A 26,712-nucleotide genomic window follows, 5' to 3' on the forward strand; every position below is an offset into this window, starting at 1 on the left:
AAAAAATCATATTAACCGCCAAACGCGATAAATTTAAATACCCAAAGTGCAGCAATAATCCACACCATGTACGGTACAGTTTTTGCCTTACCTGTGAATAATTTAACTAATGCATAGCTGATAAAGCCCATTGCAATACCATCTGCAATTGAATAGGTAAATGGCATAAATACAATAGTCAAAAATGCAGGAACAGCTTCTGTAATATCATCCCAGTCAATGTGAGTGATCCCTTGAATCATCAACACACCAATGAACAATAAAGCTGGTGCTGTTGCAAAACCTGGTACAGATTGAGCAAGAGGCGCTAAAAATAAACAGCAAATAAATAAGACCGCAACCACAACAGCAGTTAAACCAGTACGTCCACCTGCTGCCACACCTGAAGCTGACTCAATATATGGCGTAGTTGAAGATGTACCTAACGCTGCACCAGCAACAATTGCAGTAGAGTCAGCAAATAATGCTTTTTTCAAACGAGGTAATTTACCATCTTGCAAAAGACCAGCACGGTGTGAAACGCCAACCAAAGTACCCGTACTATCAAACAAATCGACAATAAAGAATACGAAGATTACGCCAACCATACTTGCAGTAAATAGACCTTTAAAGTCCATTTGCATAAAGGTTGGTGCAATTGAAGGAATTTGACCAACTACACCCTTAAATTCATTTAGACCTAAGGCAGTCGCAATGGCTGTAACAACCAAAATACTAATAATGATTGCGCCACGGATTTTTAATTGGTGTAAAACCACAATCATTAAAAATCCAAATAACGCTAATAATACTGTAGGTTGTTTGATATCACCCAAGCCAACTAATGTCGCTTGATTATCAACAATGATGCCAGCATTTTTTAAAGCAATAAGTGCGAGGAATAAGCCAATACCACCACCAATCGCAAACTTCAGCGACATTGGAATGGCATTTACAATCGCTTCACGAATTTTAAAGAAGCTAATTGCAAGGAAGACAAGACCTGAAACAAAAACAGCTGCTAAAGCTGTTTGCCATGGCACGCCCATACCCATACAAACTGAATAGGTAAAATAAGCATTTAGACCCATACCAGGGGCCAGTGCGATTGGATAATTAGCAATGATCCCCATCACTAAACAGCCGATTGCTGCTGCCAAACAGGTCGCAACAAATACGGCGCCATGATCCATGCCGGTTTCAGATAAAATGAGTGGATTGACAATAATGATGTAACACATCGTTAGAAATGTAGTTACACCAGCAAGAACTTCAGTCCGGAAAGTGGTTTTATTGTCGCTTAACTTAAATAAACGCTCTAACCAGCCTGCCGAAGAATTGGGCGCCGCCATAAGTAGCCTCTATGCAAAATCTGAACTGTGGAATATTTACTTCTATGTAGGTCGCTGAACAATATTGTTTTTCTGTTCAGGCCTATCAACAAGAATCTCAAATTTAAGAAGCAACAAATATGCCACTCATTTGGTTTCTAGTTCATACATAGGAAATAACCACAGCCCCTCTTGAAACACAAAAAAGCTGCATAACCCCTATGCAGCTTTTTTACTATACGTTCAATAAGTTTAACAGATTCAACCGAAACATGATCAAAATTTATGAAAAGATATGACCAATGACGATGCAAAAAATCAGAAATTTAAAGCGCGATATTTTTAGAAAATAATTTTTTTCTCGCTTATATAGCCTTGCAAATTATAAGAAGCCAAATTGCTGTGATGAGCATGATTAGGATTGCGTTCGATACTTTGTAAATTTTGTTCTGCTTCTTGAATGATTCGCATCAATTCCTGATGTCTTTTATTTTGGGTATCTAAATAAGCCCAATACCCTAATACAAAGACGATACTCACACACAACACGATTAATACTTTATTGATCATTATTATTATCTCTATGTTTTTAATGTTAATGATCTTAACAAAAAAAAATAGCTTTGTGAATGTTTTCACATTTATTTACAATAACACACATTTACTCAAATATTTGAAAATAAAGGTGATTTTAAATCTATCACTACAATGATTGATAAATACAAAACATTTCCATTGAAAAGTAACTTTATTTTAAAACAGTTCATGTTTAATTATTTTTAATATTAGCTTTTTATTCATTTCCATTATTAAGTTCATTTAAATATGCAGTGTAGACAAATGTGTATATTGCATGAAAGATCTCTAAATTTTCTATCTACTGAATAAGATAAAAAGATCGATTTTTCTTTCAATTGTTATATTTAAAATTGTTTTTAGCTAGCCATTTCCCTTTTTCATCTTTAGCTTTAAAAGTAAAATTCCAATTTTAACTAAAAGAACCCTTTTTCTTATTTGAGAAATAGCTTTCTATTTCATCGTTCTATAAATCGTACCAAGCTTTCCATTTTTAGAGATTTATTACAATAATCGCTACGATAAACTGCACTCAGAGAAAAAATTAAATTAGGAGAGTAGATCATGTTTGATATGCGTTTATCTCATGAACGTGGCGCAGCACATCACGGCTGGTTACAATCAAAACATAGCTTTTCATTTGCTAACTATTGGGACCCGAAACAAGTCGGTTTTTCAGATCTACTTGTAATTAATGATGATAATGTTGCGCCGTCTAAAGGCTTTGGTACTCACCCTCACCGTAATATGGAAATTATTTCCTATGTACTTGAAGGTGCATTAGAGCACAAAGACTCGATGGGTACAGGTTCTGTAATTGTACCTGGCGACATTCAGTTAATGAGTGCAGGTCGTGGAGTGGCTCATAGTGAATTTAACCATTCTACGCAAGAAGGCGTACATTTTTTACAAATTTGGGTCGTTCCAAATGAAGTAAATACAGATCCAGGTTATCAACAAATTCATATTGATGAAGAAGACAAACGCGGTAAATTGCATTTGATTATTTCACCAAAAGGCGGTGAAAAAACTTTATCCATCAAACAAGACATTAATATTTACTCAGGTCTTTTTGATGGTGAAGAAACTGCCGAATTTACGATTCCTGATGGTCGATATGTGTACCTACATGTTGCCAAAGGTCGCGTTGATGTAAATGGTAAAACCTTTAACACAGGTGATGCAGCACGTATCCGTGATGGTGGAAACTTATCGTTTACCAATGGGGATCATGCTGAAATTCTGATTTTTGATATGCGTCCGGAAGAAGTTCCAACCATGCCATAATGAAGCTAAGCCCTCACATAAATTTTTATGTGAGGGCTTTTTTAGCATTTATACAAATTGAAAAAGTCTAACTGTGATCAATGCTCTTCTGAGCGCGACATCTCTGCATTGATATAACTCATGATCATAGTGGTTAACCCCTGCACCATTTCATCAAAACTGATATAAGGGTTTGGCAAAATAAGATGCCGCGCCACATTAAAAATCCCACTATTAATACAAATATAGGTAATTACAGCCAAATTATTAATTTTTAAATATTTAGGATTGTGCATCATATATTTCATGATGACTTCCACTAAAGCCTGCTCAATTTTGGGAATGTATTTATCGTACTGTAACTCGCCTGCATAACGTAAAACAGTCAAATAGCGGTCGTTATTTTTCTTTAATAAATCACTAAAAGTATAAAAAATCATTTCAATAACAGGTTCTAACTCCAGCTGTAAAATAGTTGGCGTAAGTTCCGTAATCATGTCCAAAATTTCTCGAACAAAATAGTGATTCATCGCATCGTAAATTTCTTCTTTATTTTTAAAATATTCATATAAAGATCCGACACTCACCCCTGCAATTTCTGCAATATGACGTGTGGTGGTGCCACTTGGTCCATGAAGTGCCACTGCAATAAAACCTGCTTCAATAATCGTGTCGACAGTGACTTTGGCTCGAGTTTGACGAGGTTTACGCGTAGTCATAACGATCTAATCAATAATCCGAACATAAAGTCAGATTAGCATGTAATTTGACTCAGAAGAAATATAAAAACAAAATCCGAATAGTTGTCAAACTTGATCAAAAAAAGCCTTCAAAATAGATGCAATTAAGGATATCTAAACATTCTTATATTTACTCTAACGACCTTAATATAAATAAATTATTTATTATTTTTCAAAAATATAAACAAATTTTATGAAAGTTTTTCTTATTCAAGAAATTGATAAATTACTTTTATATATTTAAAAAATTTACCCGAATTGAATCCGAACATAAAGTCAGATTAATATGAAAAAATTAAAGAAGAGTCACTGAGAAATTCTGTGTGTCTCAACTCTTCTTTCCGTTATTCAGCCAAATAATCAAACAAATAACGGAGCAACAACACCGTAGTCAATCCAGAGAACACTCTGCTTTGAAAATGGAATTTACAGTGCCTTGTTGAACATTAAGTTTATTGATTTTCATCAAAATGCACTACTACTGATTTGTCTCAAGGTGTCGCTATGATCTCGACCACAGTAAAAAAATCATTTAACAAACTTAAATTTCAACGTGAAATTGAGTTGCCGGATTTTGCCAGTAAAAGCACTATTCCAATCCGTCATTTAAATATTGGTTTTGATGGTAAGGAAATTGATGTCAGATTCTATATGGACAATCAATTTGCCACCTTGTTTTTTGCCACACTTTCAGTTTTTTTAACTTATGGTGAAGATCTGGTGATCGAAACCGCTCGCCATCACCGTGAGTTTATTAAAGACCCTATCTTAAAACAGCGAGTGACTTCGCTCATTGGTCAAGAAGCAATTCACTCAAAATTGCACAATGAATATAACGATGCACTTCAAGATGCTGAATATCCTGTTGCCCTATACCGTTTTCTTGGCTCGAACTTCTTTAAATATGTGTTTTTAAAGTTTCCGCAGCCACTCAAATTATCGATGATGGCGGGTATTGAGCATTTTACCGCAGTACTTGCTGAATACATGATGAAGCATGAAAAAAACTTTTATTATTCAGATGATGCGAAGAGTCGTGCTTTGTGGATGTGGCATATGCTTGAAGAATCTGAACATAAAGATATTGCCTATGATGTCTACCAAATCTTAAATGGCAGCTACCCATTACGAGCGTCTGGTTTCGTCCTTGCTCTAATTACCATTTTAGGACTTATTCCTGCGACGACCTTATTTGTCCCTGTTTTAAGAAAACCGCAAGAGATGTTCACCTTAAAATTCTGGAAAGATGCCCGTCGTGGTGTAGGTTTAATCTTTGGCCCGAAAGATGGCGTTTTCGGAAGTACAATTGGTCAAATTCTTGACTATTTACGTCCAGACTTTCATCCAAATGACCATGATACGACTGAATATCTTGAGTACTACAAAAAGAAATTGCTGAACGAAGGTGGTGCAATTGCTCCTTACTTTGTTAAAGAATTTACCCCACCAGTACGCATGTCTTAATCGTCCTGCATTTCCAGCTATCAAACAGATAGCTGGTATATCTTCAAGTTATTTATGGATGAATCATGATTTTATTTGGCAAAAAGAAAGTTAAACCAAGCCAAAAAGCTTATGCCGTGGTGACAGGTGCAGGCAGTGGGATTGGTCGAAGTTTTGCAATTGAACTGGCAAAACGTGGTGGCAGTGTGGTTTGTGCAGACATTAATCTCGAAGCTGCTGAAGAAACCGTAAAAATTCTTGAACAACAAGGCGCGAAAGCTTTCGCTATACGTTGCGATGTCGGTAACTCCGAACAGGTTACAGATCTAGCAGAAACTGCTGAGATCTTACTTGGGCACCCTGTCACCCTTGTCATTAATAATGCAGGTGTAGGTTTAGGCGGAAAATTCGATGAAATGACGCTCGAAGACTGGAATTGGGTCATGAATATCAACCTTTGGGGTGTTATTCACGGTTGTCATGCTTTCGTCCCAAAATTTAAAAAGTTAGGTTATGGTGCAATTATTAACGTGGCTTCCGCTGCCTCTTATACAGCTGCACCAGAAATGACCGCCTATAACGTGACTAAAGCAGGTGTACGCGCGCTTTCAGAAACGCTTTCTGCCGAGCTGCATAAGTTCAATATTAAAGTTAATGTACTCTGCCCCACTTTGGTTCCAACCAATATCATCAAAAATGGTCGGATTCCAGGACGATATTCAAAGCTTGCAGACCATGCACTCATGAATTATGCCCTCACCACAAGTGATAGTGTAGCCAAATTAACACTGAACCGCCTTGATCAGAATGAGCTTTACACCATTCCTCAAATCGATGCGAAGTTATTCTGGCTCATGAAACGTGCATCACCAAACTTGTATAACAAGTTCCTTGGCACGTCTTACAAATTATTTAAATAAGAAATTTATAGGTAGTACACATATGACTGCTCAAATGAAAACAAATGCATCAGCAAAAAAAGCTGTCAATTCACCCAACCATATTTTCGACACCTTTATTGTAGGTGCCGGCATTTCAGGTATAGCTACTGCCATTCGCCTAGATCAAGTTGGCTATACCAATTATAAAATTATTGAAAAAGCTGGCCGTGTGGGTGGCACATGGCGTGAAAATACCTATCCAGGCTGTGGCTGTGATGTGCCATCTGCGCTTTATTCTTACTCGTTTGCACCAAGTGCAAAGTGGAGCCATTTATTTGCTCGCCAACCAGAAATTTTAAGTTATCTGGAAGATGTGAGTAATGAGTTTAATGTCTCATCTAAAATCGAATTTAACAACGAATTGCTGAACGCCGCATGGGATGAGTCACGCCATGTGTGGGTACTTGATACCACTACTGGTCAGTATTTATCTAAAACTGTTATTTTCGCTACAGGTCCAATTACTGAAGCACAAATTCCACGTCTTGAAGGTTTAGATACGTTTAAAGGTGAGATGTTCCATTCAGCTAAATGGAACCATGATTATGATTTGACAGGTAAACGCATTGCCGTGATTGGTACTGGTGCATCTGCCATTCAGTTTGTGCCCCAAATTCAACCAAAAGCGAAAGAGCTTTTTGTGTTCCAACGTACAGCACCTTGGGTACTACCAAAACCAGACACAGACTTGGGCGAATTTAGTAAATCAGTGATTGCTAAGTATCCATCTATTCAAGCAAGCTGGCGTAAAAGTGTAGCGTTAACTCTGAATGCAATTAACTTTGGTTTACGTAACCCGCTTGCACTTAAACCGGTCAATGTACTGGGTAAGCAATTACTTAAATTGCAGATTAATGACCCTGTGCTGCGTAAAAATGTAACGCCAAACTTTGATATTGGTTGTAAACGTATTTTGTTTGCTAACAATTACTACCCTGCATTACAAGCACCAAATACGACCCTTATTCCTCATGGCTTGGTTAAAGTTGAAGGCAATACTGTTGTTGCTGCCAACGGTGAACGCCATGAAGTTGACGTAATTATTTGGGGCACTGGTTTTGAGGTATCTCACCCACCAATTGGTAAACGTGTTCATAATGAAAAAGGTCAATGTTTACAAGATTTATGGAAAGATAGTTCACCTGAGGCTTATTTAGGTACCAACATTGAAAATGTGCCGAATGCATTTTTAATTTTAGGACCCAATGTCTTGGTTTATGACTCTTTTATTGGCTTAGCTGAGGCTCAGCTAGACTATATTGTAGATGGCTTATTGAAAATTAAGAACAAGGGTATTAGCAAGTTCAACGTTAAGCCCGAAGTTATTAAAAAGCATAATGATTTGGTACAAAAGCACTTAAAAACAACTGTATTTAATAGTGGTGGTTGTAAGAGTTATTACCTTGATGCAAATGGCCGTAACTTCGCTGCATGGCCATGGTCATTGAAAAAGCTGAAACAACGTTTGAAAAACGTCGATTTGAAAGATTATGAAGTGATATATCAAACGACAAAGACTCATTAATTTGTAATTTTGATCAAATCCGTTGTAAGAAATAGGCGGTGTATTTTAGGTTTTCATGAAATACACTGCCTTCTTCGTTGAATATCTTCAAGAAATAAAAAAACAGGATAAAGATGAAAGAAGGTCAATCAAGTCGTACCGCCGAAGCCGCCGCTGCATTACGTGCAAATCACTTTAAAAATACGGTCAGCCCTGTATTTTCAGACCCTTATGCTTTTGAACTGACCAGTAGAAGCTGGAAAAAACTTCTATCAAGCCCACTTCTTGTTAAATTAATGAATTCTGCGGTTTTAAACCGCACTTTAGGTTTACTCACTGGGCAAGTGGTCGGACGCTCTCGTTATGCCGAAGATTTACTTGATCAGGCTATCCAATCAAACACTCAACAATATGTTTTAGTAGGTGCCGGCCTAGACTCTTTTGTACTACGTGAGTCTCACCATTACCCTACTTTGAAAATTTTTGAAGTGGACCATCCTGATACTCAAGCGGCCAAACAAGCCAAGCTAAAAAAGCTAGGAAATATTCCTGCTAGCGTTGAGTTTGTTGCCATTAATTTTGAAAAAGAGTCTATTTCGGAAGCCTTGACCAGAAGTCTCTATGAGCGATCCGCTCCTGCATTTTTCTCATGGCTTGGAACAACTCACTATTTAAACCCTCAAACAACCTTGCAGACCTTAAAAAGTATTGCTGAATTTGCAGCAAACGCTAGTGAGGTGGTACTCGACTATTCGACCGATTTTCAGGAATTAACTGGTATCGAACGTATTGGTAGCATGGGTGTTGCCCAGTTTACGCATTTGCTGAAAGAACCATTATTAGGTCAATTTAAACCGACTGATTTACATCATGCCGTGGAGCAGATGGGGTTTGAAGTCGTTGAAGATTTGTCAGGTGAAGCCATTACTGAACGTTATTTTAGTGCACGAGTAGATGAGATTCGCCATACTTCAGCAACACGCTTATTGCATTTGCGCTTGAATAAATAAAGTCAGCTTGATGATTTACCACTTAACCGTACTGCATGCGGTGTCTTACCATGCCATCTTTTATATGCATGAATAAAACTGGCAGGTTCGGCATATCCCAACCATTCGGCAATTTGCTCAATAGAGGCTTTCGGTAAAGTCAGATATTGTTCTGCTAAAACCTGTCTGACTTCTTCACGAATTTGAATAAAGGTCATACCTTCTTGAGCCAAATGACGGCGTAAGGTACGCGCGTTTAAGTGCAAACGATCGGCAACCATGTCCATAGATGGCATTTCCCCTCGTACCTTCATTAACTGCTGCTGCACTAAATTAATAAATTTCTTTTGTGTTTGGCGCCTATCTAAAATTTGCCGACATTGTTCTTCAGCCGTATGTAAAATCAGGTCATTGGCCATTTGTAGTTTTTGATCTACTTTGTGCGGATCGAGTAAAACAAAGTTCTTAGCCGCGCCAAACTCCGGCAGAATTCCAAACAAATCGATATAGGGTTGTACCTCAGCTTTAGGCTGGAAAGTGAAAGCCATATATTGACAAAAATTATCTTGTACCAAGTCCCGTTGCACCGTAATGAGCGCCGCGGCGTCCCGTTCAAGAATAAACTGGCGAACTGAAGGTGGTACGCCCTCATCTTCAATCTCAATCCGAATACCTTCATCTGTATCTGAAACTAGAAATCGGGTAAAAGCAAAAGTAAGTGAAAAATAGGTTAAAGCTAAATCAAGTGCTTCACGAATGCTGGCACTGCTCATGAGGGCCATGCCTAAAGGCCCAAATGTTGTAAAGTGATAGCGTGTACCTACATCTAAGCCTAATGTCGGCCTGTCTCCAAGCTGCTCAACCAAGTTATGAATAACCTGCAATTCTTGCTGACCTGTCACCACCATATTAGGGTCAAGCAATTGCTGTTGACTGATTCCAGTCTCTTCTAAAATGGTCTGATAAGAAATGCCTGATTCCACCGCAAAATCAGCCATTAATCGAACACTATGTACACTGCGTTCAAAAGCCCATGCATACTTCACTGTATTGCTCAGAATGTCCTCGAATCACAATATTTTGTCCTCATCCATCCTCTAAATCAAGCAAATAAACGACTATTCTGCATACAGGAAATTGCGATTCTTTCGCCCACTGTTTTTAAGGATTTTAGAGCAGCCTATGTTTAATTCGTCAGCTAATTCAAATAAAAATGTACGTATCGCCATTATTGGCACTGGCTTTGGTGGTCTAGGACTTGCCATTCGCCTCAAACAAGCAGGTTTTGAACAATTTACTCTCTTTGAAAAAGCTGCTGATGTGGGCGGTGTCTGGCGCGACAATACTTATCCGGGTGCTGCGTGTGATGTACCTTCACATCTTTATTCTTTTTCTTTTGAGCAAGAGCTGGGTTGGAAAAATCGCTACGGGACATCTCAAGAGATTTATCAATATTTACGCCACTGTGCCGATAAATATGACATTCGCCCACATGTTCAATTTAATACCGAAATTGCCAGTGCCGAATTTGATGCTCTGCAAGGTGTATGGCACATTCAAAGTACTTCTGGTGAACAGTTCGAAGCTGAATTCTTAGTGGGCGCGGTAGGCCAACTCAACCTCCCAGCCTATCCGAAACTCAAAGGCATTGAAAACTTTAAAGGTAAGGCTTTTCACTCCGCGCGTTGGGATCATGACTACGATTTAAATGGAAAACGTGTTGCTGTAATTGGTACAGGTGCAAGTGCCATTCAGTTCGTACCTGAAATTGCTAAACAGGTTGCTCATCTCGATGTTTATCAACGCTCGGCACCTTACGTGATTCCTAAACCAGATCGGGTTTACCAGCCTTTAGAGAAAAAAGCATTCCGCAAATTACCGATTTTGCAAAGTCTAGATCGTGCCTTGCAATATGGACATCACGAAATTCGTCTGCTGGCTTTCACCACTTCGCTGAATGAAATGCCTTTGGTGGAATATTTATTCCAGCGCCACATCCGTAAAGTCGTTAAAGATGGTAAGTTGCGCCACCGCTTAATGCCGGATTATCCAATTGGTTGTAAACGTATTTTAATCTCTAACCACTGGTATGAAACACTGACCCAGCCTCATGTTGATGTGATTAATACGGGCATTCAAGAAATTACTGAAAATGGAATTTTAGATACGGACGGAAATCTAAGAGAGGTTGATACCATTATTTATGGTACAGGCTTTGCCGCAACAGAATTTATGGCGCCCATGCAGATTACAGGTCTTGATGGTCGCACCTTAAAAGACACATGGAAAGATGGTGCAGAAGCTTATCTCGGTTTAACTGTGAGCGGCTTTCCAAACTTCTTTATGCTTTATGGTCCAAATACCAATCTTGGGCACAACTCAATTGTCTATATGATTGAAAGTCAGGTGAACTACATTTTAGATGCCATTCAAACAACCCTACAAAACAAACTTCTGTTCACCAATGTTCGTGCAGAAGTTCAACATGAGTTCAACCAAAACATTCAAGAAAAAATGAAGAAAACCGTATGGGCACAAGGTTGTACCAGTTGGTATCAAACTGCTGATGGTAAGAATACCAATAACTGGCCAGGTTTTACCCTTGAATATCGACAACGCACTCGTCGCTTCGATGTTGAAAACTACACGCAGGTTTCGGCTATTTCTTAAACAAGCTTCACCATAGGAAATGAGAAAAATAAACGGAGAATTTTATGAAGTCTTTTAAAAATAAAGTCGCAGCTGTGACAGGTGCTGGCTCTGGTATTGGACAGGCAATTGCTATAGCACTCGCGAAACAAAGCTGCCATCTAGCACTTTCCGATATTAGTGAAGCTGGATTAGCTAAAACAGTCGAGCTGTTAACGCCTTATTCAGTCAAAGTAACCACACAAAAAGTCGATGTGGCTAAGCGTGATGAAGTTGCAACTTGGGCAAAAGCTGTTGTAGATGAGCATGGCCAAGTTAACCTGATTTTTAATAATGCTGGTGTCGCAATAGGTAGCACGGCTGAAGGTGTGAGCTATGAAGATCTTGAATGGCTTATTGGTATTAATTTTTGGGGCGTAGTTTATGGCACCAAAGAATTTTTACCATTTTTAAAGCAAAGTGGTGATGGACATATTATTAATATTTCCAGCATGTTTGGCTTAACAGCTCAACCGACCCAAAGTGCCTATAATGCCAGTAAATTTGCTGTTCGTGGCTTTACTGAATCTCTGCGTCAAGAACTTGATCTACAAAATGCTGGGGTTAGCGCGACCTGTGTTCATCCGGGTGGTATTCGTACCAATATTGCCAAAGCTGCACGTATGAATAATAGCGTCCAGTCTTTAGGAATGGACCCTGTTAAAAGCCAAGATGCTTTCGATAAATTACTGCGCACCCCTGCTGACGAAGCTGCTCAACAAATTTTAGAGGCTGTTCGTAAAAACCGTCGCCGTTTACTGATTGGAGCCGACGCAAAAGTCGTTGATGTAATTCAACGTATTCTTCCACCGGGTTACCAAAAGATTTTTGCAACTGCAACCGCGTTGCAAACTCGCCTACTCAACAAATCAGCAAAATAAAAATAGTGGTCAGCATACTCTTACTTTTAAGAGATGCTGGTCAATAAATGACAAGCTCTAGTATGAGTTCTTATTATGAAGCAGCTTCTTGCATGGACCATCCGTACCACGCTACGTCCAGCTTTATCCCCCAAAACACCACTCAAACTACAACGTTTTTGTAGTGATGCAGCCAGTGTTATTGTGCTTGGGCCACGTGGCTATAAAACAAAAAAGCAAACAATTGCTCAAGTGCCAACAGTTCATATTCAGCCCAAAACGACTAAGTCAGGGCTGGGTATCTTGTATTTACATGGCGGTGGCTATGTTGTTGGCAGTTCAAAAAGTCACACTAAGCTTGCTGCTCAAATCGGACATGCAGCTCAAGCTCAAGTCTGGTTACCTGAATATAGCCTCGCTCCAGAGCACTCAAGCCCCGCTGCTATTGAAGATGTCATTGCAGTTTATAAAGCTTTACTTGCTCAAGAACAAGACCCAAAAAAACTCGTGATCGCTGGCGATTCTGCGGGCGGCGGACTCAGTTTAAGTACTGCAATTGCGATACGGGACGCAGGGTTACCGTTACCAGCGGCGTTAGTTTTACTTTCACCTTGGGTTGACTTAAGCCTCTCTGGAAGCACGATGAAAACTCATGCAGTTCAAGATGCAATGCTGTCAGAAGACTGGTTAGCTTGGTGTGCAAAAAACTATTGCGCGAAAAAATCAGTAACCGATCCAACCTGTTCCCCACTCTATGCCGACTTAACTGGATTACCGCCTATTTTGATTCATGTTGGTACAGAAGAAGTTTTATTAGATGATGCAAAACGTCTCGCTGAACAAGCTGGAAAATATGGTATTCCGACGAACTTTAGGATTTATGACCAAGTCGGACATGTTTTTCAGTTCCACACGGGTATACTAAAAGAATCTAATGACTCGATTGAGCGCATTGGGCAATTCATTGATAAGCATCACAGTCAATATAAAAAATAATCGCCAGAGAGGAGCCTCGGCATGACAACAAACAATTATGACTATGATTATCTCATTATTGGTTCAGGCTTTGGTGGTAGTGTTTCTGCTTGCCGTCTAACCGAAAAAGGTTACTCAGTTGCTGTAATGGAAATGGGGCGTCGCTGGAAAGCCGAAGATTTTGCGAAAAATAACTGGAATTCCCGCCGTTGGATTTGGCGTCCGGGCATGAAGCTTTTCGGCTATTTCAATATGCGCTTTTTTCGCCATGTCACCATTATTTGTGGTAACGCCGTAGGTGGAGGCTCAATTACCTATGCCAATACCCTACTCGTTCCACCTGAACATATTTGGGACGAAGGCACATGGGCAGATGCTGCGGACTGGAAAAATGAAATGCCTCAGCACTATGCAGAAGCAGAACGCATGCTTGGGGTGACGGATAATAAAATTTTTGGTCCAGCTGACCATATGCTCAAACAAATGGGTGAAGCTATCGGCGTGGGTCACACATTTAAACCGACTCGTGTTGCGACTTTCTTCCCACCCGAAGGTGAACAAGGCGGCAAAACCTACCCTGACCCATATTTTAACGGTGAAGGTCCAGACCGTGCGACATGTACCGCATGTGGCGGTTGTATGACAGGTTGTAAACACAACGCAAAAAACACTTTGGATAAAAACTATTTGTACTTTGCCGAAAAAAATGGTGCCAAGGTTTATGAAGAAACCAAAGTTGTTGATGTTAAACCACTCAATGGTAAAGCAGATGGCAGTGATGGCTATGAAGTAACCACTGAATGCTCAACCTCATGGTTTAATAAACAGCGTCGTACATGGCGAGTACGCAACGTGATTTTCTCGGCATCTTCTTTGGGTACTCAAGAGATGTTGTTCCGCTTAAAACAGTCTGGTTCTCTGCCAAATATTTCCGATGACTTGGGTAATCGGGTTCGTACCAATGCCGAATCTATTTTAGGGGTTCGTTTCTTTGGTAAAGATGTCGACATGAGCAAAGGTGTTGCCATTGGTTCAAGTATTTACATCGATCATGACACTCATATTGAGGCAACTCGCTACCAAAACGGTTCCGATGCAATGGGTCTCATGTGTACTTACATGGCAAAAGGAAAACCGGGTTGGACACGTATCTTCTTTTGGTTATGGGCGTTAATCTGCCATCCATTTATTTTTCTACGCATGAGCAATCCAGTTGGTTTTGCGCGTCAAACCTTGATTTTCTTGGTGATGCAAACTGCCGATGCCTCAATTAACATGCGCTTGAAGCGTAACTGGTTTTGGCCTTTTGGCAAGGTGTTATCGAGCGAAGGTAAAAAGCTACCGGTTTATATTCCACAGGCCAATACATTTACCGAAAAAGTCGCCAAAATGTTTAATGGACACCCTATGACGACCATTACCGAAATTTTATTTAACGTGCCTTTTACCGCACACTGTATGGGCGGCTGTGCAATTTCCTCAAGCCCAGAACGTGGCGTGGTGGATGGACAAAATCACGTTTTTAACTATAAAAACTTATATGTTGTAGATGGTTCAATGTTAGGTGCCAATTTAGGTGTTAACCCAAGTCTCACCATTACAGCTTTAGCAGAACGTGCAATGTCTTATATTCCGGCTAAACACACTTTGGGCGAACATCAGGATCATAGAGCAGAGGCAGAAACCGTAGAGATCACGAAAGCTTCTGCTTAAAATAGAAATTTGTTTTATAAAAAAAGCCTATTTTTAAATAGGCTTTTTTTATTTCGCTTTTTAAATTACATCGTTACGGCTTTAGCACGAGCTGCATGCAATTTTTTATAGCTCTCGATCAGACGTAAATGGCGATCAAGTCCTTCTAGTTTCATGCTAGTCGGCGTTAAACCGTAGAAACGAACGTTACCCTCTACAGAACCTAATACTGCCTCCATTCGTGTGTCACCAAACATACGACGGAAATTAGTCAGGTAATCTTCAAGCTCTAGTTCTTCATCCAACATCACTTCAAGCACCACGTTCATGCACTGATAGAACAAACCACGCTCAACGGTGTTAGTGTTATATTGCAGGTAAGTTTCGACTAACTCTTTTGCCTCTTCAAATTGCTGCAAAGCAACGTAAATCAACAATTTCAACTCTAAAATCGTGAGCTGTCCCCAAACTGTATTGTCATCAAATTCAATGCCAATGAGTGTGGTGATTTCGGTGTAATCGTCTAACTCACATTCTTCTAAGCGTTCAACCAATGCTTCAAGTTGTTCATCATCCAAACGATGCAGATTTAAAATATCTTCACGGAATGAAAGTGCTTTATTGGTATTGTCCCAAATCAAATCTTCAACGAGATAAATTTCTGAATAATCCGGTACTAAAATACGGCAAGCGGTCGCACCTAGGTGCTCATAGACTGCCATATACACTTCTTTGCCCATCTCTTCGAGAATACCGAACAATGTTGCAGCTTCGTCTGCATTCGACTCTTCGCCTTCTCCAGAAAAATCCCACTCAACAAAGTCATAGTCAGATTTAGAACTAAAGAAACGCCAAGATACCAAACCGCTTGAGTCAATAAAGTGCTCAACAAAGTTGTTCGGCTCAGTCACCGCATTACTTTGGAAAGTCGGTTGAGGTAAATCATTTAAACCTTCAAAACTACGACCTTGAAGCAGCTCAGTCAAACTACGTTCTAATGCAACCTCAAAACTTGGATGTGCGCCAAACGATGCAAAAACACCACCCGTACGCGGGTTCATTAAAGTCACACACATCACAGGGAACTGACCACCTAACGATGCATCTTTAACGAGAACAGGAAAGCCTTGCTCTTCTAAACCTTTAATACCAGCAACAATACTTGGGTATTTTGCTAATACGTCTTCAGGTACATCTGGAAGTGCAATTTCACCTTCCAAAATTTCACGTTTTACAGCACGTTCAAAAATTTCTGACAAGCATTGAACTTGGGCTTCCGCCAAAGTATTACCCGCACTCATACCATTACTTAGGTACAAGTTTTCAATTAAATTTGATGGGAAATATACAACTTCATCGTCAGACTGACGTACAAAAGGCAGCGAACAAATGCCACGCTCTACGTTACCTGAATTGGTGTCATATAAATGCGTACCGAGTAATTCATCATCTGGGTTGTAAATCTCAAGACAGTATTCATCTAAAATTTCTTGAGGCAATTCACCATTTGGGCCCGGTTTAAACCATTTTTCATCTGGATAATGCACAAATTCAGCATTGGCAATCTCTTCACCCCAGAACTGGTCGTTATAGAAGAAGTTACAGTTTAAACGCTCAATAAACTCGCCTAATGCAGATGCCAAAGCACTTTCTTTAGTTGCACCTTTACCATTGGTAAAACACATCGGAGACTGTGCATCGCGGATATGCAATGACCATACATTCGGAACAATATTACGCCAAGATGCGATTTCAATCTTCATGCCCAAATTCGCCAAAATGGCAGACATATTGGCAATGGTTTCTTCTAATGGCAGGTCTTTACCCTGAATATAGGTATGGCTTTCTGAAGTTAAGCTTGGCAATAACAATGCTTGCGCATCTGCATCAATACTTTCAACTTCTTCAATAATAAATTCAGGGCCAGTTTGAATAACTTTTTTAACAGTACAACGGTCGATTGAACGTAAAATCCCTTGGCGATCTTTATCTGAAATATCGGCTGGTAATTCAATCTGAATTTTAAACGTTTGCTTGTAGCAGTTTTCAGGATCAACAATATTATTTTGCGATAAACGAATATTATCGGTTGGGATATCTCGAGCTGCACAATACACTTTTACAAAGTACGCTGCACATAATGCGGAAGATGCTAAAAAATAGTCAAATGGGCCCGGTGCCGAACCGTCACCCTTGTAGCGAATTGGTTGATCGGCAATTACCGTAAAGTCATCGAACTTAGCTTCCTGTCGAAGATTGTCGAGATAATTAACCTTGATTTCCATGCTGGCACCTAAATATTTTTATGTGTCAGCACAGACACATAAAATTCTAAATATTGAAATATAAGCCGAATCACAGCGAAGAAATTGACTTAAAAAAAATGAGAGATTAAAGCCATGTGTTTAATGAACGACTCAATTGGCTTTAATAAGATTGGCGGTATTATAGAGTGATTTTGTGAAGTTGATAACTAAAGTTAAAACATTGATGCTCACAATGCTTTAACTTGTCTTTAATTTACTTAAATATTGAGCATTAAAATTTAAAGGTGTAGTCAACATTCAACCGTGTTTCATTTGCCGAGTGAAATGTCATATTGCTTGGCATATCGTTACGATAGTGAGAAAAACGAGCTCGCATGCCTAGGCCTTTTAATTTCCCTTCAGGAATTTTATAGCCTAAATCAAACTCCATCGACTCTTCTTTAAAACGCTGATCGCCATATTGCAGCAAATCAATATCTTCCCCTTTTGCATAGCGGGTCATAAAGCGCAGTCCATTTAATGAAACATCACCTAATCGTGCATTTTTAAAGTCATATTCATAACGAATCGAATAGACTTTTTCGTCTTTATTTGAGTAGTCAGAACTCATAAAATCAAGCACGACTGGACTTTCGGTTCCCGACAAAAACGGCAAACCAGTCGAGCCAAACGACTGCATATAGCCCAAAGAAACCGTATGGTTTTGATAGTTCAAACCAAATAAACCACTCATATGGCGGTTATCGACCTCTCCTATTTTTTTGCTTCCAGTTTCTTCACTATTAAAAAAACGCACGTCACTTAAAAAATTAAGCTGGTCATTTAAAGGCTGTTTTCCGTTAAAACCCAAAAATTGTTGCTGGTAAATGTCTTTGAGTTCAGCATGGTAGGCACGGAGACGATAGTCTTTTAACTGATAACTTCCTCCCAGCGTGTAAAAAGAATCAGTGGTTGCCGCCTTGTCAAAACGACGGTTGATATTGTCCGTTCCAACATCTGTAAAGCGAATTGAATCGCGCTGCCGCACTTCGTCGACATAAAACCCTTCGAGTTGAAGATTTGGAATTTCATTTGAAACAAAGCGAATACCGCGATAAGTCTGGGGGAACAAACGGGCTGGCGATGAAAATATGGTCGGTAATTGCGGAACCAGATCACCCACAAAAAGCTCATTTTTTCTAAATTTAGCCTTCCCTGTAATACCAATTTTTCCATAATAATCGTCACGAGAGTTATCAGTATTGACGGGTAATAAGCCACTACGTGCATAGTCATCAGCGCGACTTCCCATCAGGTTAAAACCCGCCATTGCCAGTACATCAACACCGAATCCAACTGTCCCTTCGGTATAACCCGACTGTCCTTTAAAAATTAGACCCTGCGCCCAATCTCTGGCAGCTGTATAGGGATATGGATCTTTTTTATAGTCTCGGTCAAAGTAAAAATTACGCAGTGTTAGCTCAGCTTTACTGTCTGCAATAAACTCCGCATGCACAACTTGACTAAATAATGGGCACAAGCATACCCCCACCCACAATGGTGTCTTTTTCATTTTTTATCTCAACTATTTAATTTTTAATGGATTAAGGTGCTGTTTTAAGCGAGTAGTTCTGCTCTTTCTTACTTCGGTAAAAAGCGCTACCCAGACTTAAAATCAGGAAAATAGCCAAAATAAAGACCACACCGTAATAGGCATAAAGCGTTGCGGGCGCAATACCTTTATCCAGAAAAATACCTGCAATCGTTGGCGATAAAATTGCCCCAATACGGCCAAAACCAATGGCATAACCCACACCGCGACTACGGATTTCGGCGTCATAAATTGTTGGAGAAATAGAATATAGACCTGCCACACAGCCATTAATAAGTGTGCCGAGTAATAACCCCACCATGAGTGCGACACTCACTTGAGACGAGACTGCGACAAATAGGAAAACACAAGCAGACGTTAGCCCTAAAAATAGGCTTAAGGCATAGAAAATTTTTATGCGTGATGCGAGTAAACCAATAATGGCTGCACCGAAAATACCGCCAATACTAATTAAAATACCGGTACTTACCCCTTGCTCTGGTGACATTCCCATTGAAATAAGAATTTTTGGCGTCCAGCTCATGACAAAGTAAAAGCCGAACATCACTAAAAAGAAGGCAAACCAAAGGCAAAGTGTTTGAAACCCCAGTTGTCCGGCAAATAATTTGCTGAGTTCACTGCCATTTTGCGTACTCATTTTTTCATAGCGCGGCATAACTGATAGTTCGTTAAACCCCATACGATTTACAGTTGTATTGATTCGTTCTAATGCCTGTTTTGGTCGTTTCGCGAGTAAGTAATCTAAAGATTCAGGCAATAACCATGCACTGATCAGCAACATTGCAATGGTGGTGATTCCACCCGCTAAAAAGATTGAACGCCAACCTAAATGTTCAATCAATGCCAATGATAGTACTCCGCCAAGTGTCGCGCCAATTCCATAACCTGTCGACATTAAGCTAACTGCGAGACTGCGCCAGCGAGCATTGGCATATTCACTTGCTAACACATTACTACTGGCAAGAATCCCCCCCACCCCAATTCCGGTAATAAACCGCAATGCTGCCAGCATGCCGTGGCTTTGTACAAAAGCACAGCCCAACATGCTAAGACCTGCGATCACAAGACAAACCAAGATGAGTAAACGGCGACCGATTTTATCAGCTAACGGTGCGAGAAAAATTGAACCAGCAGCCATTCCAAAAAGACCTGAACTGAGCAACAAGCCAATTTGTGCGCCTGAAAGTGACCATTCTGCTGACACGGACGGTGCGGTAAATGCCATTACCATCACGTCAAAGCCATCAATAATATTGAGACAAATACAGATCAAAATAACAAACCATTGGTAGCGGCTCATATTGTTCTGATTGATCTCACTCAGCACGTCTCTTTCCATTTGTGTATCTCCCTTGGATAAGACATACACACGACATTGCTAATATGAGCGATTGGGTGGTTATGCACATCCGTATCCATAATGACCTAGAGGAATATTTGTTTTTTGAGCATCCTGCTCTTTTTCTATACTGAATATTTGGATCCAAAAAATCAACTAAAATTATAAACGGATTATTAATAAAGTATATAAACGTATAAATTATATAACTATAAAATTATTAAAAACATAAAATTAGAAAGCTTAAATATTTTTATGGATCCATATTAAAAAATCTATTATGATCGATTCCAGAGCATTTTTTAGCCAAAAAAAAGCTCAGTTTATTTCCAGGAAATGCAAGATGCATTTATGAAACTTCAAAGGATTGTTGTTATGAAACTCAAAAGAGCAAGCCAGCTTACATTGGGACTTTTTTTTGCCAGCCAATTGTTTTACACAACGCAAGCAGCACCTCCAAAAAATCAACAACCACCTAACATCATGATTATTTTGGCCGATGATCTTGGATTTTCAGATATTGGCGCTTATGGCGGCGAAATTAAAACCCCTCATATTGATAGCCTGTTAAAGCAAGGAAAAATGCTTTTTAATTTTCATGCTTCATCAATGTGCTCACCCACTCGTGCGCAGCTTATGACAGGTGCAGATAACCACTTGGTAGGTTTAGGTGCGATGTATGAAACTTCAAAACGACAAGAACAAGTGGTTGGAGCCGATAGCCCGCGTGCACTCCTCAAAATTGATGGATATTCAGGTCACTTAACGCAAAATGCTTATACACTCGCAGAGATTTTAAAGACAAAAGATTATTACACCTTCATGGTCGGTAAATGGCACTTAGGCTATGCTCCCGAACAAAACCCTAAAGCCCGTGGTTTTGATCAATCTTTTGCTCTGCTCGATGGCTTCGATTTACACTTTAAAGACCAACCTAAAAACTATCCTCGTAACACCCAATACACTGAAAATGGTCAAAAGGCCACATTACCTGACAACTACTACTCGACCGACTTTTTTACACAAAAAGCTTTCGAGTACTTAGACAAAAATAAAGCACAAAAACCATTTTTTGCTTACCTAGCCTATACCGCTCCACATTGGCCAATACAGGCGCCTGCTCACTATAGAGACTTATACAAAGGTAAATACGATCAAGGCTACGATGAAATTCGAAAACAACGCTTTGAGAGACAAAAGCAATTAGGATTAATTCCTGCTAATGCAGAATACCCAGTCGAGCGTGGCAACCAAGCTTTAGGTACCAAAAGCTGGAATGAACTGACATCACAAGAGCGCAAATACGAAGCGCGTAAAATGGAAGTTTATGCGGGCATGGTTACCCAATTAGACGACCGCGTGGGTGATGTCATTCAATATCTTAAAAAGCATCATTTATATGACAACACTTTGATTGTGTTTATGTCAGATAACGGCGCTGAAGGTGGTGATCATAATTTCCCAATGGGTGATGCCGACAATCGCTATGAAAATATAGGCCATGCCAGCTCATATGTTTATATGGGACCACGCTGGGCCGAAGTGAGCAGCACACCATTTACCCACTGGAAGTCAGCTGCTTCAGAAGGCGGAGTACGAGTTCCATTTATTGTTAAATCGCCTGTGCAAATTTCTAAACAACGTGGAATCAACAATAACTTTGCGACAGTCAGAGATATATTCCCAACTGTTATGGAACTCGCGGGGATTCAAAATAATCAGGTTTATCCAACTTCAAGCACCAAAATTAAACCATCGGGCTTTAGTTTGATTCCTGCTTTTAAAGATAACACTGCCCGTATTCGTCCTGTTAATTATTATGACTTCAAAGAATTACATGGCAGCCGCTACGCCAAAACTGACGAATGGAAGCTTATTGAAAACTCACCTTCTAAATTTAAGAGCCATGGCTGGGAACTCTACAATTTAAAAACAGATTTTAATGAGCAACATAATGTTTATGCAGCCCATCCTGAGATTATCAAAGTCTTAAATGATAAATATTTAAGATATGCCGATGAAAATGGTGTTGTGGATTTTGAGCAATACAACAAAAAGTAGGAAAAATTAGATGAAACAGATCATGATGCTTTCATCGTTCCTCTTACTTTGTGCATGCCAAAAAACCACACCTCAACTAGAACAGACCACCTTGCCAGACTTAGGCAGCAAAGCTAAATGTACTTCTTATTCGGGCCTTCCTTCGGGTTGGCCTAAAAATAAAGAAGCAGGCATGGCCAAACTTCCGCAAGGAAAAATTGTTTTAGGCACTACACAAGGTTATGAAGATGAACGCCCATTAAATTTACAGGCAACTTCAGTTCCCGCTTTTTTAATTGATGCAACTGAAGTCACCAATGCTCAATTTCAAGAGTTTGTTAAACAAACGGGTTATGTCACCGATGCAGAGAAGCAAGGCGGCGCAGCTATGTTTGTACAACCAGATCGTCCAGTTGAAGAATTACAATGGTGGCGATTTGAAAAAGGTGCCAATTGGAAACATCCATGGGGTTTAAATAATCCCAAACAACCCGCACCTCACGAACCTGTTCGCATGGTGACATGGAATGATGCCTACGCTTATGCAAACTGGCTGGGTCATGACTTACCGACTGAGCTTGAGTGGGAATATGCAGCCAAGGGTTTTCAGCAAAATTCCGATATCGGCCCTACCCATGAAGGCCATATTGTAGCCAATTTCTGGCAAGGTGAATTTCCTTACAAAAACGTTCAGGAAGATGGTTTTAAGGATGTTGCCCCTGTTGGCTGTTTTAGTAAAAACCCCTTTGGGTTATATGACTTGATTGGCAATGTATGGGAATGGACGCAAACACCCTACACAGGCCCACGAGATCACCACATGGGAGATCCATCGAAATATCGGCAAAGTCATGAACAGATTTTGCAATACACGATTAAAGGTGGGTCTTATTTATGCGCAACTAATTATTGCGCGCGTTATCGTGCTGCCGCAAGGCATCCACAGGAACTCGACCTTGCAACTAGCCATGTCGGATTTAGAACAGTAAAACGCTTTTAAACGGATTTAAAAATGAAGCATATTTTTATTTATGGGATTTTATTCTCAGGGACAATCCTTGCCTGCTGTTTAGCTCACAGTGAAGTAGACGTTAATTTTCAAAATACACTCACACTAAAAACATTCAACTTCGACAGACAATATGAAAATGGTACTAGTCCCGATACTCATAGCTTGAGTCAAGGCTTGATTTATCGTGGTGACTGGACAACCAAGCTTAATGATGTACAACTACACCTCAATCCAAGCATTCAATATGCATATCGCCTAAGTAGCGACCAACACACCAATGATATGGTCATACCCTTTGACACAAATACCAAAAAACAAGCACAAGACCAAGTTAAATATGGCTTAGGTGCTGGAGTTGAATATCAAAACTTTCGCATGAATATAGGTGAAATCACCCCCGACTCACCACTTACCCCACAAGTCGATACACATCAATTACGGGTGAACTATAAAGGCTTAGAATTAAAATATAAGACATCGCAACAAAATTTCGAGCTGGGTTTAATTAACCGTTATTCGCCAAAAAATGAGGAGGACTACCACAAACTTGCCGTCTCAAAACATGAATCTGATGGGCTTTACTTTTTCCAGTGGGATGGGAAAACGCCTCAATATAATTGGAAATTTTATAATGGTTACTTAACAGATCTCATCAATCAAAGTTACTTTGCTTTTGATTATCAATGGACAAAGCAGCACACCACAAAATTACGTGTGTTTCGACACGACGATGTCGGTAAATCAAATCTTGGTGAATATGACAATACATCCGTAGGGGCTATGCATTTTATCAAACATGGCAATTTTACAACTGGAATTGGCTACCAAGAAAACTTTGGCAAAGATGGTATTCCAAAACTCGACAATATGCCCATCCCGCATATGGTTAACTGGACCTTAGGTGCGTTTACCAAAGCAGATGAAAAATCCTATCATTTCCTTGCTTCGTATGACTTTAAAGAATATATCAAAGGTCTAAAAATCACCTATAAATATATTTATGGAGATTCATTTCAGACCATGAATCAAAATGATTTTGAGCAAGAAAGTGATGTGTTGATTCAATATGACCTAAATGCTTGGATTAAAAATCTTAAATTTCTTTTCTTAAATATTAACTACGACACTAAACATGGCAAAAGTCTGGATGAACAGCGCATGATGCTTCATTACACCGTTAATTTCTAAATCTCAACACTCCCATAATGGCTTAACCACAGCCATTATGGATCCAAACTAAAACCACAAAATATTTCGCTTCTAAAATTCAAAAGAAATACAAAATCCTTTAATAGCAATTAAAAATACACAAAATAACCAAATCAAAAGAACAATATTTCTTAAAAAATATACTGCTTATCAATTGACCAATATTTTTATTTACTATAAATTGGATCCAATAAGTGATAAGGAGTCGTCACAATGTTTATTAAAAATGCATGGTATGTTGCCTGCCGTCCAGAAGAAATCCAAGACAAACCACTAGGTCGCACCATTTGTGGCGAAAAAATCGTTTTTTACCGTGGCAAAGAAAACCAAGTTGCAGCCGTTGAAGATTTTTGTCCGCATCGTGGTGCCCCACTTTCACTAGGTTATGTCGAAGATGGAAACCTCGTGTGTGGCTATCATGGTTTAGTCATGGGCTGTGATGGAAAAACCGTTTCAATGCCAGCCCAACGCGTAAATGGTTTCCCTTGCAACAAAGCATATGCAGTTGTTGAAAAATTCGGTTTTATTTGGATATGGCCAGGCGAAAAAGCTTTAGCTGATGAAGCAAAACTGCCAACTTTAGAATGGGCAGATCATCCTGAATGGAGCTATGGCGGAGGCCTGTTCCATATTCGCTGTGACTATCGCCTCATGGTCGATAACCTGATGGATTTAACCCACGAAACCTATGTTCACTCAAGCAGCATCGGACAAAAAGAAATTGATGAATCATTACCAATCACTAAAGTTGATGGTGACCATGTCATTACTGAACGCTATATGGAAAATGTGATCGCACCTCCATTTTGGCAAATGGCCCTTCGTGGCAATCACTTGGCAGATGATGTGCCTGTTGATCGCTGGCAACGTTGCCACTTCTTTGCCCCAAGTAATGTCCATATTGAAGTCGGTGTGGCACATGCTGGACATGGCGGTTATCACGCACCAAAAGACAAAAAAGTTTCATCAATCGTCGTAGACTTTATTACTCCAGAAACTGAAACCTCACATTGGTATTTCTGGGGAATGGCACGCAACTTCCAGCCAGACAATGCTGAACTCACCGATCAAATTCGTGAAGGCCAAGGCAAAATCTTTACTGAAGATTTAGAAATGCTGGAGCAACAGCAGCAAAATATCTTAAACAATCCACATCGCAAGTTACTAATGCTCAACATCGACGCAGGCGGTGTACAGTCCCGTAAAGTGATTGAGCGACTCCTTGCTGAAGAAAATAAAACGCCTCCTGAAACATCCGCACAAAAGTTTCCAAACATTCGGATTATTTAAAGGAGCATGAACATGGACGTTATTATTCAGAAAATTCACCAGCTTACCCCGACCATTCGTGCTTTTGAATTGGTTGCGGCAAATGGCACAGCGCTACCGAATTTTGAGGCGGGTGCACATATTGATGTGCATCTTAAAAACGGTCTAACCCGCCAATATTCACTTTCAAATTGTTGCAGTGAAAAGCATCGTTATGTAATTGGTGTTTTACATGATGCTAACTCACGCGGTGGTTCACGTTGTATCCATACTGAATATCGTGAAGGTGATCATTTAAAGATTGGTGAACCACGTAATTTATTTGAGATTCATCCTCAAACAAAGCAGGCGGTTTTATTTGCGGGTGGTATTGGCATTACCCCCATTTTATCGATGGCGTATCGACTTAAGTCAGTCAATATTCCTTTCGAATTGCACTACTTTGTCCGTAGTCATGAAATGATTGCCTTCTATGGCAATTTAACTGAGCACTTCGGTGATCAAGTCTATTTTCACATTCAAGATCAGCCAGATACCGAATGTAATATGGCAGAGGTTTTAGGTCAGAGTTCACCAGATAGACACTTATATGTATGTGGGCCTACAGGGTTTATGCAGTTTGTAATGAGCTCGGCTGAACAAGCTGGCTGGCACAGCGAGCAATTACATCAAGAGCACTTTGTCGCACAAAAAGCAGATACATCAAACAACGAAGCATTTACTATTGAAGTTAAAGGTACGGGCCGCCGAATTGAAGTATTGCCAGAGCAAACTGCTACTGAAGCATTAATTGCAAATGGTTTTGATATTCCTGTTTCGTGTGAACAAGGCATTTGCGGAACGTGTATTACTCGCGTTGTAGAGGGTACGCCTGATCATCGGGATCTATTTATGACCGATGAGGAACATGCTTTGAACGACCAATTTACGCCCTGCTGTTCTCGTGCAAAAACTAAAAATCTTGTGATTGAGCTTTAATAGCTAAGTTCCTTTATTAAAAA

21 protein-coding genes are annotated in these 26,712 nt (G+C 39.8%); 14 read left to right on the plus strand and 7 right to left on the minus strand.

The window, feature by feature from the left end; genetic code table 11:
* Positions 1-11 precede the first annotated feature (11 nt).
* A complete protein-coding gene (locus RMB03_RS08390) occupies positions 12-1,331 on the minus strand; it encodes an NCS2 family permease (protein WP_003652707.1) in 1,320 nt (439 codons plus the stop codon).
* A 321-nt stretch (positions 1,332-1,652) separates the two neighbouring features.
* Positions 1,653-1,880 (minus strand): hypothetical protein, encoded by a 228-nt coding sequence (locus RMB03_RS08395; RefSeq protein WP_004641992.1) that lies wholly within the window; start codon positions 1,878-1,880, stop codon positions 1,653-1,655.
* Between the two features lie 570 nt (positions 1,881-2,450).
* Between RMB03_RS08395 and RMB03_RS08400 the strand changes: the two genes are divergently transcribed.
* On the plus strand, positions 2,451-3,173 hold the full coding sequence (locus RMB03_RS08400) for a pirin family protein (RefSeq protein WP_311075304.1): 723 nt from the start codon (positions 2,451-2,453) through the stop codon (positions 3,171-3,173).
* 77 nt (positions 3,174-3,250) lie between these two features.
* Here RMB03_RS08400 and RMB03_RS08405 read toward each other — a convergent pair whose 3' ends face one another.
* Complete coding sequence (locus tag RMB03_RS08405; RefSeq protein WP_004641989.1) at positions 3,251-3,871, minus strand: TetR/AcrR family transcriptional regulator; 621 nt, start codon at positions 3,869-3,871, stop codon at positions 3,251-3,253.
* A 525-nt stretch (positions 3,872-4,396) separates the two neighbouring features.
* Between RMB03_RS08405 and RMB03_RS08410 the strand changes: the two genes are divergently transcribed.
* The 4 genes from RMB03_RS08410 to RMB03_RS08425 all read left to right on the plus strand — a co-directional run bounded on the left by RMB03_RS08410 (position 4,397) and on the right by RMB03_RS08425 (position 8,790).
* A complete protein-coding gene (locus RMB03_RS08410; RefSeq protein WP_017391594.1) occupies positions 4,397-5,356 on the plus strand; it encodes a metal-dependent hydrolase in 960 nt (319 codons plus the stop codon).
* Positions 5,357-5,421: 65 nt separating this feature from the next.
* A complete protein-coding gene (locus RMB03_RS08415; protein ID WP_017391595.1) occupies positions 5,422-6,255 on the plus strand; it encodes an SDR family oxidoreductase in 834 nt (277 codons plus the stop codon).
* Positions 6,256-6,277: 22 nt separating this feature from the next.
* Positions 6,278-7,801 carry an NAD(P)/FAD-dependent oxidoreductase gene (locus RMB03_RS08420; RefSeq protein ID WP_311075307.1) on the plus strand — a complete coding sequence of 508 codons (1,524 nt, stop codon included), beginning with the start codon at positions 6,278-6,280 and terminating at the stop codon, positions 7,799-7,801.
* 113 nt (positions 7,802-7,914) lie between these two features.
* On the plus strand, positions 7,915-8,790 hold the full coding sequence (locus tag RMB03_RS08425; RefSeq protein ID WP_311075309.1) for a class I SAM-dependent methyltransferase: 876 nt from the start codon (positions 7,915-7,917) through the stop codon (positions 8,788-8,790).
* Between the two features lie 2 nt (positions 8,791-8,792).
* Here RMB03_RS08425 and RMB03_RS08430 read toward each other — a convergent pair whose 3' ends face one another.
* On the minus strand, positions 8,793-9,815 hold the full coding sequence (locus tag RMB03_RS08430; protein WP_311075311.1) for an AraC family transcriptional regulator: 1,023 nt from the start codon (positions 9,813-9,815) through the stop codon (positions 8,793-8,795).
* A 136-nt stretch (positions 9,816-9,951) separates the two neighbouring features.
* On the opposite strand from RMB03_RS08430, the gene RMB03_RS08435 reads away from it, so the two are divergent.
* The 4 genes from RMB03_RS08435 to RMB03_RS08450 all read left to right on the plus strand — a co-directional run bounded on the left by RMB03_RS08435 (position 9,952) and on the right by RMB03_RS08450 (position 15,005).
* A complete protein-coding gene (locus RMB03_RS08435) occupies positions 9,952-11,439 on the plus strand; it encodes an NAD(P)/FAD-dependent oxidoreductase (RefSeq protein ID WP_311075313.1) in 1,488 nt (495 codons plus the stop codon).
* Positions 11,440-11,483: 44 nt separating this feature from the next.
* Positions 11,484-12,338, plus strand: a complete 855-nt coding sequence (locus RMB03_RS08440; RefSeq protein ID WP_311075315.1) for an SDR family oxidoreductase — start codon at positions 11,484-11,486, stop codon at positions 12,336-12,338.
* 75 nt (positions 12,339-12,413) lie between these two features.
* Positions 12,414-13,313, plus strand: coding sequence for an alpha/beta hydrolase (locus RMB03_RS08445; protein WP_311075317.1), 900 nt, complete (start codon positions 12,414-12,416; stop codon positions 13,311-13,313).
* 21 nt (positions 13,314-13,334) lie between these two features.
* Positions 13,335-15,005 (plus strand): GMC family oxidoreductase, encoded by a 1,671-nt coding sequence (locus RMB03_RS08450; RefSeq protein WP_270903846.1) that lies wholly within the window; start codon positions 13,335-13,337, stop codon positions 15,003-15,005.
* A 65-nt stretch (positions 15,006-15,070) separates the two neighbouring features.
* Here RMB03_RS08450 and RMB03_RS08455 read toward each other — a convergent pair whose 3' ends face one another.
* The 3 genes from RMB03_RS08455 to RMB03_RS08465 form a co-directional block, all read right to left on the minus strand.
* Positions 15,071-17,269, minus strand: coding sequence for an OsmC domain/YcaO domain-containing protein (locus tag RMB03_RS08455; protein ID WP_311075319.1), 2,199 nt, complete (start codon positions 17,267-17,269; stop codon positions 15,071-15,073).
* 253 nt (positions 17,270-17,522) lie between these two features.
* Complete coding sequence (locus RMB03_RS08460; RefSeq protein WP_056478676.1) at positions 17,523-18,803, minus strand: OprD family outer membrane porin; 1,281 nt, start codon at positions 18,801-18,803, stop codon at positions 17,523-17,525.
* Positions 18,804-18,834: 31 nt separating this feature from the next.
* The gene (locus RMB03_RS08465) at positions 18,835-20,181 is read right to left on the minus strand and encodes an MFS transporter (RefSeq protein ID WP_005041997.1); all 1,347 of its coding nucleotides are present in this window, start codon (positions 20,179-20,181) and stop codon (positions 18,835-18,837) included.
* A gap of 375 nt (positions 20,182-20,556) precedes the next feature.
* Here RMB03_RS08465 and RMB03_RS08470 point away from each other — a divergent pair, with 375 nt between their 5' ends.
* The 5 genes from RMB03_RS08470 (at position 20,557) to RMB03_RS08490 (ending at position 26,689) form a co-directional block, all read left to right on the plus strand.
* Positions 20,557-22,242, plus strand: a complete 1,686-nt coding sequence (locus RMB03_RS08470) for an arylsulfatase (RefSeq protein ID WP_311075322.1) — start codon at positions 20,557-20,559, stop codon at positions 22,240-22,242.
* A gap of 25 nt (positions 22,243-22,267) precedes the next feature.
* Positions 22,268-23,221, plus strand: coding sequence for a formylglycine-generating enzyme family protein (locus tag RMB03_RS08475; protein ID WP_311075419.1), 954 nt, complete (start codon positions 22,268-22,270; stop codon positions 23,219-23,221).
* Between the two features lie 12 nt (positions 23,222-23,233).
* Entirely contained in the window at positions 23,234-24,421 is a 1,188-nt protein-coding gene (locus RMB03_RS08480; protein ID WP_311075324.1) for an OprD family outer membrane porin, read from the plus strand.
* 234 nt (positions 24,422-24,655) lie between these two features.
* Positions 24,656-25,732 (plus strand): aromatic ring-hydroxylating dioxygenase subunit alpha, encoded by a 1,077-nt coding sequence (locus RMB03_RS08485; RefSeq protein ID WP_311075326.1) that lies wholly within the window; start codon positions 24,656-24,658, stop codon positions 25,730-25,732.
* 12 nt (positions 25,733-25,744) lie between these two features.
* A complete protein-coding gene (locus tag RMB03_RS08490) occupies positions 25,745-26,689 on the plus strand; it encodes a PDR/VanB family oxidoreductase (protein WP_311075328.1) in 945 nt (314 codons plus the stop codon).
* Positions 26,690-26,712 lie beyond the last annotated feature (23 nt).

It is taken from the genome of Acinetobacter sp. V91_7 (genome assembly GCF_031799075.1).
Classification (GTDB): domain Bacteria; phylum Pseudomonadota; class Gammaproteobacteria; order Pseudomonadales; family Moraxellaceae; genus Acinetobacter; species Acinetobacter calcoaceticus.